The following is an 11979-nucleotide window of genomic DNA, read 5'->3' as shown; positions in this document are numbered from 1 at the left end:
GAGCGCATCCGCGCGGCCGTCGCCGGCGTGGTCGGACACAACGCTTGAGTCGGTGGGGATCGCAGGGGAGCGTATGCGATTCGACCGCTCCGACGGCGTCTTCTGTCACGTCACCTCGCTGCCGGGGGCGTACGGGATCGGCGACCTCGGCGAGGGCGCGCGCGAGTTCCTCTCGTTCCTCGGCGACGCCGGCGTCGATTACTGGCAGATCTGTCCGATCGGCCCGACGCTCTCCGTGGCCGGGGAGTCGCCGTACCAGTCGCCGTCGGCGTTCGCCGGCAACCCGCTGTTCGTCGATCCCGACGGCCTCGTCGAGGACAGCTGGCTCGACGAGGACGACCTGCGGCCGGTTCCCGAGTTCCCGACCGACCGCGTCGACTACGACGCGGTCCGGGAGTACAAGCTCCCGCTGTTGCGGACCGCCTTCGACCGGTTCGAGGAGCGGGCGACCGAGGCGGACCGCGCGGCGTTGGACGCGTTCGTCGACGACGAGCCGTGGCTCGCCGACTACGCGCTGTTCCGGGCGCTGTCGGACGCGCGCCCGGAGGACGTCTGGACCGAGTGGCCCGCGCCGCTGCGGACGCGCGACCCCGAGGCGCTCGCGGCGGTGCGCGAGGAACACGCGCGGGAGGTCCGGTTCCGCGAGTTCGTCCAGTGGACGTTCGACCGCCAGTGGCGCGACCTGCGCGCGGTCGCCGCCGAGGAGGGGGTGTCGGTCGTCGGCGACGTGCCCATCTACGTCGCGCTCGACTCCGCCGACGTGTGGGCCAGCCCGGAGGCGTTCCGCCTCGACGGCGGGAACCGCCCGACCGCGGTCGCGGGCGTGCCGCCGAACGCCGGCGATAACGGCCAGCGCTGGGGGAACCCGCTGTACGACTGGGACCGGCTCGCCGAGTCGGGGTACGACTGGTGGCTCGACCGGTTCCGCCGGCTGTTCGAGCTCGCTGACGTGGCGCGGCTCGACCACTTCCTCGGCTTCGTGAAGTACTGGGCGATACCCGCCGACAGCGACGACCCCGCGGACGGCGAGTGGCGCGACGGCCCGGGTCGGGACCTGTTCGAGACGGTCGAGCGCGAGTTGGGCGAGGCCCCGTTCATCGCCGAGGACCTCGGGTTCGAGGAGCCGGCGATGGACGAGCTGATGGCCGAGTTCGGCTTCCCGGGGATGCGCGTCCCGCAGTACGCCGACTGGTGCGCGGAGGGGAACGAGTACCAGCCGATGCACTACCCCGAGGGCGTCGTCGGCTACACGTCGACGCACGACACGGACACGTGGGTCGGCTACTTCGAGGACCTCCCCGAGCGCCAGCGCGACTGCTTCCGGTACAACGTCGGCTCCGACGCCGAGGAGCCGGCCGAGTGGGCGATCATCGACGAACTGTGGGCCTCGGAGGCGATCCTCGCCGTGACGACGGTTCAGGACCTGCTCGGGCTGGGCAGCGACGCGCGGTTCAACGAGCCGGGCACGCTGGCGGGCAACTGGGAGTGGCGCGTGACGCGCGGCGCGCTCGACGACGAGATCGCGGACCGGCTGTGGGAGCTGGCGGGCGACCACGTGCGGTGAACCGTGACGGGACTCCTCCCCGACGCGCCGGTCGTCCACGTCCTCGTGATCGTCGCCGCGACCGGATTCATCTGGCTCGGAAGCGGGTGGTTAGAGGAGGCCGCCGAGACCCTCTCCGGGTACTACGGGCTGCCCGCGGTGGTTCAGGGGTCCGTCGTCGTCGCGGTCGGGTCAAGCTTCCCAGAGCTTGTGAGCGTGCTCGTCACCGCCCTCACCGGGGTCTTCGACATGGGCGTGGGCGCGCTCGTCGGCTCGGCCATCTTCAACGTCCTCGTGATCCCCGCGGTCGCGGGCATCGGCGGCGAGGGCGAACTGGAGGCGAACCGGACGATCGTGTACAAAGAGGCGCAGTTCTACATGCTCGCGGTGTCGGCGCTGGTCGTGACGTTCGCGCTCGCGGTCATCTACTTCCCGGTCTCGTCGGACCCGATCGTCGGGACGATGCCCCGGTCGCTCGCGGTGATCCCGCTAGCGCTGTACGCGCTGTACCTCTTCATCCAGTATCAGGACGTCGGCGACGCCGCGATCGACAACGTCCGCGACGGCGTCGACGTTCGCCGCGAATGGGCGAAGCTGGCTGCCGGTCTCGGGCTCATCGTCGTCACGGTCGAGCGGCTCGTCGCGTCGGTGGAGTCGCTCGGCGTCACCTTCGGGATCCCCGAGTTCCTCGCCGGCGTCACGATCGTCGCGGCCGCGACGAGCCTCCCGGACACGCTCGTGAGCCTCCGGACCGCGCGCGAGAACCGCGGGGCGACGAGCCTCGGGAACGTCCTCGGGTCGAACACCTTCGACCTCCTCGTCGCGATCCCGCTCGGCGTGCTGATCGTCGGCGAGGTCGCCGTCAACTTCTCGACGGCGGTGCCGATGCTCGGCGTCTTAACCGTCGCGACGGTCCTGCTGTTCGTGACGCTCCGGACGGAGCTCGCGCTGGAACGGCGCGAGTCGTACGCGCTGCTCGCGGCCTACGGCCTGTTCGTCGCGTGGGTCGTCGCCGAGACGGTCGGGGCGACGAACGCGCTCAGGGGTGTGTGAGTTTCCGACGGGCCGGGACTCCTCAGTAGGAGTTCCGTCCGATGATGAAGTACAGCAGGATACCGAGCAGCGGCGCGAAGAACACGACGAGCGCCCAGAGGACGGGCGGGTGGTCGCTACGGTTCTGTGCGTCGGAGTACGTCCACGCGATCAGCACGAAGTGAGCGACTATGAAGGCGATCCCGATCAGGAGGACGATAGCGCCTTCCGCACCTTGGAGGAGCAACGGGGACATGTCGATTCAGACGAGAACGGCCGCCGACAAGTGTTTTTGGGATCGGCCGGAGCCGCTCGGCGAAACGGATAACTGTATTTAATGCGAACAGTTCACATGGTCAACGCGGTGCGCGCGGTCGGCGTCGGGGTTGAGTGTCTCGGGGCGGCGGGGCTTCTCGCGCTGTCCCGGGTCGCCGACGGCGAGGTGCGCGCCGCCCCGCTGGCGCTCGGGTTCGCGGCCGGCTACTGCTATCGACACGCGCGGACGGCCGCGGGCTGTCGGCGGTTCCGGGGCGGTCCCGGGCGGAGCCTCGGCGTGGCGATGGCGTGGGCGGCGCTCGGCGTCGCGGTCGGCCGCTCCGTCGACGAGCCGGCGGCGACCCGCTCGTTCGGAGCCGGACTCGGGCTGGGGTCGGCCGCCTACTGGCTCGCGCGACGCGGGGAGTGACCGGGCCGACGCAAGCAGCCCGAGTCCGGACCGGGGTCGCCTCCCGGACGCCCCCGCCGCAGACCGAACCGTTTTGATCCCGCGGTGCCCGGCTTCGGTATGAACCTTCCAGTCGACGCGGACCGCCTCCGCGCGGACATCGAGGCGAACGCGGCGTTCGGTCGGGTCGAGACCGACGACCCGGCGGCGCACGCGCGAACGAACCGAACCGGTACCGAGACGAACGGAGCAGCCAGAGACCGACTGGTCGAACGCCTGCGCGACGCCGGACTCGACGTCGCCGTCGACGCAGTCGGTAACATCCTCGGGACGTGGACCCCGGCGAGCGCCGACCCGGACGCGGCTCCGGTCGTCTCCGGGAGCCACCTCGACAGCGTCCCCGAGGGCGGGATCTTCGACGGGCCGCTCGGCGTGTACGCCGCGCTGGAGGCGGTGCGCGCGATGCGCGACGCCGGGTTCGAGCCGGCCCGCCCGGTCGGCGTCGTCAGCTTCACCGAGGAGGAGGGCGGCACCTTCGGGAACGGACTGCTCGGCTCGGCGGTCGCGACGGGCGAGACGGCCCTCGACGAGGCGCTCGCGCTGACGAACGACGACGGCGAGACGCTCGGGGAGGCGCTCGACCGGATCGGCTACCGCGGGAGCGAGGAGACGCTCGACCCCTCCTCGTGGGACGCCTTCTACGAGCTTCACGTCGAGCAGGACACGAAGCTGGAGGAGGCGGGCGCGGCCGCCGGCGTCGTGACAACGATCACCGGGATCACCCACTGCGAGGCGACGATCGACGGGGAGGCGAACCACGCAGGCGCGACCGCGATGGGCGACCGCACCGACGCGCTCGCGGCCGCGAGCGAGTTCGTCTTGGACGTCGAGGCGGCCGCGAACGAGGTCGTCGAGACCGCGTCGCCGTCGGCGGTCGGGACCGTCGGCTCGCTGTCGGTGGAGCCGAACGCGACGAACGTCGTCCCCGGACGCGTCGCGGCCGGCGTGGACATTCGTGACGTCGAGAGCGAGTCGATGGAGGCGATCGTCGACGCCGCGCGCGACTCCCTCGCCCGGCTGGAGCGCGAACGCGGGGTCGAGACCGAGTTCGGGCGACCCTTCGACGTGGCACCGACGCCGATGAGCGACCGCCTGCGCGAGGCCACCCACGAGGCGGCCGTCGCCGCCGACCGGAAGGCGATCGACCTCCACTCGGGGGCGGCCCACGACGCGATGCGGGTCGCGCACGTCACGGACGCGTCGCTGCTCTTCGCCCCCTCGCGCGACGGTATCTCGCACAACCCTCGGGAGTGGACCGACTGGGACGACTGCGCCGCCGCGACCGAGGTGCTCGCGGGGGCGATGGCGCGCGTCGCGGTCGACGAGTGACGGGCGAGAGTCGGAGCCGACGGCGACATCGACGGCGGCGCGGGATCGACGAGCGCGGTGCGACGCCGAGCGACGGCACAACCGTTTTGCCGGTCGGCCGCGAGCGACGAGCGTGAGACGTCCACTCGGACTCGCGTCGCTCGCGGTCGGGCTGCTGGCCGGAATCTCCGGGACCGTCGCCGGGACGACCGACGCGCTCGCCGACTGGCCGCCGATCGGCGGGTACCCTGCGGCGGCAGTCGTCGGTCGGTCGCTGCTCGTCGTCGCCGTCGCGGGCGTGGTGTACGGGAGCTACCTGCTCGCGGTCCGCGTGCTGACGCGGTCGGCGAGCAAGCGCCGGGCGCACAACGTCCGGAACCTGCTCCGGTTGGCGTTCGGGATCGTCGGGACGGTGGCGACGCTCGCGGTGGCGACGGAGAACTGGCTCGGATTGCTCTTCTCGCTCGGCGTGATCGGGTTCGCGATCACCTTCGCGCTCCAACAGCCGCTCCTGTCGCTGATCGCGTGGGTGTACATCGCGGTCAAGCAGCCGTTCGGCGTCGGCGACCGAGTCAAGATCGACGACGCGAAAGGCGACGTGATCGGGGTCGACTTCCTCGTGACGACGCTGTGGGAGATCAACGGCGAACTGGTGACGACGAACCAGCCCTCCGGGCGGGTGGTGACCGTCCCGAACAGCGTCGTCCTCTCGTCGAACGTCGTCAACTTCGGCGGTGGCGGGTCGCCGTACGTCTGGAACGAGGTGCCGGTTCAGGTCGCCTACGAGACCGATCTGGAGTTCGCACGCGAGGTGATGATAGAGGAGACGACGGAGCTGCTCGGTCGGGACATGGCCGACGGCATCGCCGCCTACCGCGAGGCGCTCGCGGAGACCCCAGTCGAGTTGGAGGTCCACGACGGGCCGACGGTCAACGTCCGCCAACAGGAGTCGTGGGTCGAACTCAGGGTTCGGTATCTCACCCATCCGCGGCGCGGCCAGCGCGTGAAGAATCGGCTGTACGAGCGGATATTAGAGCGGTTCAACGACAACCCGGACCGCGTCGCGTTCCCGGTGAGCCGGAGCCGGTGAGCCGCGATCGGAGGTGCGGCCGCGGCGGGACCGGCCCGGATCTCGCCGGCTGCGGAGCGTCTCCGAACCCCCCCGGCGGCGGATTGCCTCCGGGGAAACGCTTTCCACGGTAACCGCGCACTGCGATCGTATGGACCTTGAGATAGCGGGGAACGCGGCGCTCGTCACGGCGTCGTCGAGCGGACTCGGGAAGGCGTCGGCGACCGCGCTCGCGCGCGAGGGCGTCGACGTCGTGATCAACGGCCGCGACGAGGACCGGCTGGCCGAGGCGAAGGCGGAGATCGAGTCGGTCGCCGAGGGCGAGGTCGTCGCCCAGCCCGGCGATCTCACCGACCCGGACGACGTGACCGCGCTCGTGGAGGCGACCGTCGACAAGTTCGGCGGGCTCGACCACCTCGTCACGAGCGCGGGCGGTCCCCCCTCCGGGGCGTTCTTGGAGACCGACGACGAGGACTGGGAGGAGGCGTACGAGCTGCTCGTGATGAGCGTCGTCCGGCTCGCGCGCGAGGCCGAGCCGCACCTCCGCGAGGGCGACGGCGGCACCATCGTGAACGTCACCTCCCGGAGCGTGAAGGAGGCGCTCGACAGCCTCGTGTTGTCCAACTCGGTCCGCATGGGCGTCATCGGGTTAGAGAAGACCCTCTCGAAGGAGTTCGCGCCGGCGATCCGGGCCAACGCCGTGTTGCCCGGCCCACACGAGACGTCGCGGATCCGCGAGCTGGTGAACGACGCCGTCGATCGCGGCGAGTACGACTCCTACGAGGAGGGCCTCGCCGAGTGGGCCGGCAACCCCCTCGAACGCATCGGCGACCCGATGGAGCTAGGGAACACCGTCGCGTTCCTCTCGTCGCCGAAGTCCGGGTTCATCAACGGCACCGCGCTCCCGATCGACGGCGGCGCGACCGGCGCGAACCTATGAGAGCGGTCCGCTTCGACGAGGCCGAGACGTACGAGCCGGAGGCGGGGTGGCGTCGCGTGGCGATGGCGGGCAGCGACCGCTTCTCGTTCGAGTGGTTCGAGAAGCCGCCGGGCCACTCCTCGCCGCTCCACGACCACGAGAACGAACAGGTGTGTCTGTGCCTGGAGGGCGAACTGACGGTCGTGACCGACGACGGCGACGAGGCGACGCTCGGATCCAACGACTCCGTCCACCTCGAAGCGAACGAGCCGCACCGCGTGGAGAACACCGGCGACGAGCGGGCGGTCGGGCTCGACGTGTTCGCGCCCGGGCGCTCGTTCGACTTCTGGACCGACCGCGAGGAGTGATCCGACCGTGAACGGAGGAGTCATCGCGTGAAATACCTCGCGCGCACCGCGGCGGGGCGACCGCTGCTCGGCGACGACGAGGGGTACGTGCCGCTCGCGGCGGCGGAGCCGGCCGTCGAGACCGTTCGCGACGCGCTCCCGCTGGCCGCCGCGGGCGACCTCGCGAGCGTCGACGACGCGCCCGCCGACCGCGTTCCCGCCGCCGACCTCACGTTCGGACCGCCGCTGGAGCGGTTCGGCAAGCTCTGGGGGATCGGTCTCAACTACGCCGACCACGCCGGCGACCTCGACGAAGACCGCCCGGAGGAGCCGGCGAGCTTCACCAAACCGTCGACCGCGCTGACTGGACCGGGCGGTCCGATCCGGCTGCCGCCGAGCGAGCAGAGCGAGCGCGTGACCGCGGAGGCGGAGCTGGCGGTGGTGACCGGCCGAGAGTGTCGGTCCGTCGCGACCGCGGACGCGGCCGACGTCGTCGCCGGCTACCTCCCGGTAATCGACGTGACCGCCGAGGACGTGCTACGGCGGAACCCCCGCTTCCTCACGCGCGCGAAGAGCTACGACACGTTCCTCGTCGTCGGGCCGGCGATCGCGGTCCCCGACGGCGACATCGACCTTTCCGACGTGACAGTGACGACGCGCGTCAACGGCGAGATCGCGGCCGAAAACGAGGTCCGGAACATGCTGTTTCCGCCCGCCGAGATCGTCTCGTTCCACTCCGAGGTGATGACGCTGCGCCCCGGAGACCTGTTCAGCACCGGAACCCCGGGCGCGGAGCCGATCGAACCCGGCGACGAGGTGCGCGCGACCGTCGAGTCGATCGGCTCCGTGTCGGCGTCGGTGACCGGACACCGGTCGTGATCGGGTGCGCGCCCGGCGAGGGCTCGATCGCCTCGCGTCGTTGCAGTTCTGAGGGAGAAGTATATACGTCGTCGCGTTCCCGAACTCGCGTGGCTCCGTCGTTGCGAAGGGAGCCGGAGAGAGCTAATCACCGACGCAGACGGAGAATAAGGCCCTTTTCCTCGAATGTCTGCCCTTCGTTTACCGGCAGATTTATATATTTTCGTGACTAACTATACGTTAACAGACTGGCGATTCGCGGACCTCGCTGTATTTTCGTCGGGGGATCGTCGGAGCAACCCATGACAGAGACAGACACCTACAGCGGCGGCGGTACGGAGCGAGAACGACTCACGAACGCGAACGACGCCACGGACACGAACGGCGGGGACGAGAGCGGGGAGCGCACGCGAACCCGGGCGACGGAGTCGGCAACCGAGCGGTCGGAGAGCGCCGAGGAGACCACGAGCGAACGGGAGGGCGAGCGGACGACGACCTGCCCCGAGTGCGGCGGACGGCTCGCGAGCGACACGGAACACGGCGAGACGGTCTGCAGCGACTGCGGACTGGTCGTCGAGGAGGACTCGGTCGACCGCGGGCCGGAGTGGCGCGCGTTCAACTCCGGCGAGCGGGACAGCAAGTCACGCGTCGGTGCCCCGACGACGAACATGATGCACGACAAGGGGCTGTCGACGAACATCGGCTGGCAGGACAAAGACGCCTACGGCAAGTCGCTGTCCGGGCGACAGCGACGGCGGATGCAGCGGCTCCGCACGTGGAACGAGCGGTTCCGCACCCGCGACTCGAAAGAGCGCAACCTCAAGCAGGCGCTCGGCGAGATCGACCGCATGGCCAGCGCCCTCGGCCTCCCGGACAACGTCCGCGAGACCGCCTCGGTCATCTACCGCCGCGCGCTGAGCGAGAACCTCCTGCCCGGCCGCTCCATCGAGGGCGTCGCGACCGCAGCGCTGTACGCCGCCGCGAGGCAGGTGGGCAACCCCCGGAGCCTCGACGAGTTCACGGCTGTCTCGCGGGTGGAGAAGATGGAACTCACGCGGACGTACCGCTACGTCGTCCGCGAACTGGGGCTCCGCGTCCAGCCCGCGGACCCGACGAGCTACGTCCCGCGGTTCGTCTCGCGGCTCGACCTGTCGGACGAGACCGAACGTCGGGCCCGCGAACTGCTCGACGACGCCGCGAACGCGGGGATCACGAGCGGAAAGTCACCGGTCGGGCTCGCGGCCGCGGCCGTCTACGCCGCCGCGCTGCTGTCGAACGAGAAAGTGACGCAGAGTCAGGTCTCCGACGTGGCCGACGTCAGCGAGGTCACTATCCGGAACCGGTACAAGGAGCTGCTCGAGGCGAGCGGCGACGTGGCCGCCTGACGCGGCTCCCCCAGTTCCGCCACCCACGTTTTTACTGCGGCCCGCTGTAGGCGGGGACATGGTCGACGCGTTCGTCAGACTCGTCTGTCCGGAGTGTGGCAAGGAGTGGCAGGACAACCCCGCCGATCTTCAGGATCTCCGGTCCAACTTCAGCTGTTCGGCGTGTCACGCGACGCGACGGCTGACCGAGTTCATGCGGACGGAACGCGACCTCGAGGCCGTCCAGCAGTTCCAGTGACCGGTCGGGGCCGCGTCCCGACGGGTCCGGCAGTTCGATCCGGCGGTTCCCGTTCGGTAGTCCCGCATGTGGGACCGGCGGACCGCCCTCAACCGCAGGCAACAGATTACGACGGAGCCGTGGATATCTACAAACGATCCTGAACGATTTGACGAGAACCCACTTCTCCGCCCCGCTACTCACAAAATACGTGAAGACCATGGTAACGTGGCTCAAGATAATAATATATACCTCCAGTAGCAAAGAACTGGTACTCATGAAGAAGCAGGAACTCATCCATCTTCACGGTCTCCTCGCGGAGGTACGAAAACAGTGCGAGTTCTGGGACGACGACGTTGACCTCGAAGCGTATGAGGAACTGGGCGTCAAACCGACATCGATTCACAAATCGAAGACCGACCACAAGGCCGCCGTTTTCAAGCTGACTGAGGGAATCACCGAGCCGATGGAGTCGTCCGAATCGGAGCCGCTGGCCCCGACGGCCGACTGAGACTTACTGCGTGCTGCTCCTCGCCGACCGTTCCGCTCACCGCCCAGCGTCGCGGCCGCGTTCCGCGCGCCGATACTCCTTGTGTGTCGGCACTCAGTCGCCGGCGCTTTCGTCGTCCGCGGCGCGGTCGCTCTCCTCAGGGTCGATTTCGGTGACTGACAGCACCTTCAGCGGGATGTTTCGGAGGCGCTTTCCGATCTCCTTGCGCGCCACGCGGCTGGCGTGTTCGTCGCGATCGACGTTGAACACGTCCATCTGAAGCTCCAAGGCGACCAGCGCCTCGTCCGCCGCGACGAAGGCCGGGTCGAGCTGCTCGCCGCTCGGCGACGTCCGCGTCCCGGCGTCGATCTCGACGTAGTTGAGGTCCGGGTTGAGCATCTCGCCGGTCTTCGAGATAGCGATCCGGACCGCCTCGTCGACGGTCTCCACGTCGTACACCGGAACCGCGGCCTCGACGACGACTCGACAGTCCATCACGGGGAGATATACCACGCGAACGAGTATCAAACTTCGGCCGCGGCCGGGTTTCGGACGCCTCCCTCACTCGCCGCCGGCGCGGAGGTAGTAGAACACGTACGTCTGCGCGTAACCGGCGAACTCGTCGCCGAACCGCTCGCGGAGCGCCCGCGACGTCGCCGCGTAGCTCCCGCGGTCGCAGTCGGGGTAGTACTCCTCGATGGTGGTTCGGATCCAAGTGTCCAACGGCACCGCTTCGAGGAAGCCGAGCGAGAACAGCAGCACGCAGTCGGCGACCTTGTCCCCGACGCCGACGAACCGCGTGAGCGACTCGCGGGCCTCCTCATACGGCAGGTCGGCCGCCTCCCGGGGGTCCGCCTCGCCGCTCGCGACCATCTCGGCGGTGCGCTGGACGTACGGCGCGCGGTAGCCTAAGGAGAGGTCGCGGAGTTCGTCCTCCGTGCGCGCCGCTAACTGCTCGGGCGTCGGGAAGGCGCGATACGTCTCGTCGCCGAGCGCGACCGCGTCGCCGTAGGTCTCGCGGAGTCGACGTTGCATTCCGTGGATGCGGGCGACGCGCATCTGCGCCGAGCAGATGAACGAGATCAGGCAGGGAAAGACCGGGTCGCGGGTCAGCCGCATCCCCTCGTAGGCGTCGTACGCGCGCTCCAGAAGGGAGAGATCCGGCGTGGCGTCTAAGATCGCGTCGAGGTCGTCGTCGAGCCGGAGCAGGTGGGCCAAGAGGGGCTCGGCGTCGGTCGACGCCTCCCAGCGGAGCGTCCCGTCGTGGACGCCGCCCTCCTGTCGGACCCGGACCGCGACGCGCTCGTCGGTCACACCGGGGATCGGGTCGACGACAGTCTCGTACCACGCGTCGCCGCCGTGCGCGTGAAGCTCTCCGTAGGTGTCGCCGTCCGCGCGGTTCCAGAGGTAGCTCTGTCCGCTTTCGAGCGTCGCCTGAAGGTCGAACGGTCCGGCCAAGTCGCCAACGTCGATCGCCCCGCGTTCCATCGCGTTCGGGAAGGGGACGGGCGGACATGCGGGTTTCGGTCCCGGACCGCCGCCGAGGACGGCTTTTTGTTCGCCGGACCCGTACCGCGGGTATGCCGACGTACAGGCGGACGACTCGGGTGCCGGCTCCGATCGAAGACGTGTGGGCGTTTCACTCCACGGTCGACGGACTGCGAGAACTCACTCCCGACTGGATGCGCCTCCGGATCGGCGACGTCGAGGGGCCGGACGGCTCGCCGGACCCCGAAGTCCTCGTCGCCGGGTCGACGATCGAGATGTCGCTCAGGCCGTTCGGGATCGGGCCGCGACAGCGGTGGACCTCGCGGATCACTGAGCGTGATCCCGAGGGGACGACTCCGCCCGAGCGCTCCGCCCGGTTCGTCGACGAGATGGAGGGCGGCCCGTTCCGGCGCTGGGAACACACGCACGCGTTCTACGCCGACGGCGACGAGACCCTCCTCGTCGACGCGGTCGCGTATCGGCTGCCGCTCGGACCGCTCGGGGACGCCGCCGGGCCGCCGGCGAAGATCGGCTTCGAGGGGATGTTCCGCGACCGGCACCGCCGGACGATCGAGCGGTTCTCGGAGTACTGAACGCCG

15 protein-coding genes are annotated in these 11979 nt (G+C 69.7%); 12 read left to right on the top strand and 3 right to left on the bottom strand.

Annotation, left to right across the window (positions count from 1 at the left end; genetic code table 11):
* Nucleotides 1-73: 73 nt before the first annotated feature.
* On the top strand, nt 74-1564 hold the full coding sequence (gene malQ / locus QOL69_RS04790) for a 4-alpha-glucanotransferase (protein WP_283402227.1): 1491 nt from the start codon (nt 74-76) through the stop codon (nt 1562-1564).
* 3 nt (nt 1565-1567) lie between these two features.
* Entirely contained in the window at nt 1568-2596 is a 1029-nt protein-coding gene (locus tag QOL69_RS04785; protein WP_048076195.1) for a sodium:calcium antiporter, read from the top strand.
* Between the two features lie 22 nt (nt 2597-2618).
* Here QOL69_RS04785 and QOL69_RS04780 read toward each other — a convergent pair whose 3' ends face one another.
* The gene (locus QOL69_RS04780; protein WP_048076196.1) at nt 2619-2831 is read right to left on the bottom strand and encodes a PLDc N-terminal domain-containing protein; all 213 of its coding nucleotides are present in this window, start codon (nt 2829-2831) and stop codon (nt 2619-2621) included.
* Nucleotides 2832-2927: 96 nt separating this feature from the next.
* Between QOL69_RS04780 and QOL69_RS04775 the strand changes: the two genes are divergently transcribed.
* The 9 genes from QOL69_RS04775 (at nt 2928) to QOL69_RS04735 (ending at nt 9913) form a co-directional block, all read left to right on the top strand.
* Nucleotides 2928-3260 carry a hypothetical protein gene (locus QOL69_RS04775; protein WP_283402226.1) on the top strand — a complete coding sequence of 111 codons (333 nt, stop codon included), beginning with the start codon at nt 2928-2930 and terminating at the stop codon, nt 3258-3260.
* A 99-nt stretch (nt 3261-3359) separates the two neighbouring features.
* On the top strand, nt 3360-4628 hold the full coding sequence (locus QOL69_RS04770; RefSeq protein WP_283402225.1) for a Zn-dependent hydrolase: 1269 nt from the start codon (nt 3360-3362) through the stop codon (nt 4626-4628).
* 112 nt (nt 4629-4740) lie between these two features.
* Nucleotides 4741-5697, top strand: coding sequence for a mechanosensitive ion channel family protein (locus QOL69_RS04765; protein ID WP_283402224.1), 957 nt, complete (start codon nt 4741-4743; stop codon nt 5695-5697).
* 130 nt (nt 5698-5827) lie between these two features.
* Entirely contained in the window at nt 5828-6616 is a 789-nt protein-coding gene (locus QOL69_RS04760) for an SDR family oxidoreductase (RefSeq protein ID WP_283402223.1), read from the top strand.
* A complete protein-coding gene (locus tag QOL69_RS04755; protein WP_283402222.1) occupies nt 6613-6963 on the top strand; it encodes a cupin domain-containing protein in 351 nt (116 codons plus the stop codon). The genes QOL69_RS04760 and QOL69_RS04755 overlap by 4 nt, the downstream gene beginning before the upstream one ends.
* A 27-nt stretch (nt 6964-6990) precedes the next feature.
* Nucleotides 6991-7821, top strand: a complete 831-nt coding sequence (locus QOL69_RS04750) for a fumarylacetoacetate hydrolase family protein (protein ID WP_283402221.1) — start codon at nt 6991-6993, stop codon at nt 7819-7821.
* A 281-nt stretch (nt 7822-8102) separates the two neighbouring features.
* Nucleotides 8103-9185, top strand: a complete 1083-nt coding sequence (locus tag QOL69_RS04745) for a transcription initiation factor IIB (RefSeq protein ID WP_048076201.1) — start codon at nt 8103-8105, stop codon at nt 9183-9185.
* 58 nt (nt 9186-9243) lie between these two features.
* Nucleotides 9244-9423 carry a DUF7836 family putative zinc-binding protein gene (locus QOL69_RS04740; RefSeq protein ID WP_048076202.1) on the top strand — a complete coding sequence of 60 codons (180 nt, stop codon included), beginning with the start codon at nt 9244-9246 and terminating at the stop codon, nt 9421-9423.
* 256 nt (nt 9424-9679) lie between these two features.
* Nucleotides 9680-9913: a UPF0058 family protein gene (locus QOL69_RS04735; RefSeq protein WP_004598519.1), complete on the top strand. Its 234-nt coding sequence runs from the start codon at nt 9680-9682 to the stop codon at nt 9911-9913.
* 93 nt (nt 9914-10006) lie between these two features.
* Here QOL69_RS04735 and QOL69_RS04730 read toward each other — a convergent pair whose 3' ends face one another.
* Both QOL69_RS04730 and QOL69_RS04725 read right to left on the bottom strand, forming a co-directional pair.
* Entirely contained in the window at nt 10007-10387 is a 381-nt protein-coding gene (locus QOL69_RS04730; protein ID WP_048076203.1) for a DUF555 domain-containing protein, read from the bottom strand.
* A 66-nt stretch (nt 10388-10453) separates the two neighbouring features.
* Nucleotides 10454-11380 carry a DNA-3-methyladenine glycosylase family protein gene (locus QOL69_RS04725; RefSeq protein WP_283402220.1) on the bottom strand — a complete coding sequence of 309 codons (927 nt, stop codon included), beginning with the start codon at nt 11378-11380 and terminating at the stop codon, nt 10454-10456.
* A 92-nt stretch (nt 11381-11472) separates the two neighbouring features.
* Between QOL69_RS04725 and QOL69_RS04720 the strand changes: the two genes are divergently transcribed.
* Nucleotides 11473-11973, top strand: coding sequence for an SRPBCC family protein (locus tag QOL69_RS04720; protein WP_283402219.1), 501 nt, complete (start codon nt 11473-11475; stop codon nt 11971-11973).
* The last annotated feature ends 6 nt before the right edge of the window (nt 11974-11979 follow it).

Origin of the sequence: Halorubrum sp. DM2 (genome assembly GCF_901686465.1) — an archaeon.
GTDB lineage: Archaea > Halobacteriota > Halobacteria > Halobacteriales > Haloferacaceae > Halorubrum.
This window is presented reverse-complemented; position numbering and strand designations above follow the sequence as displayed.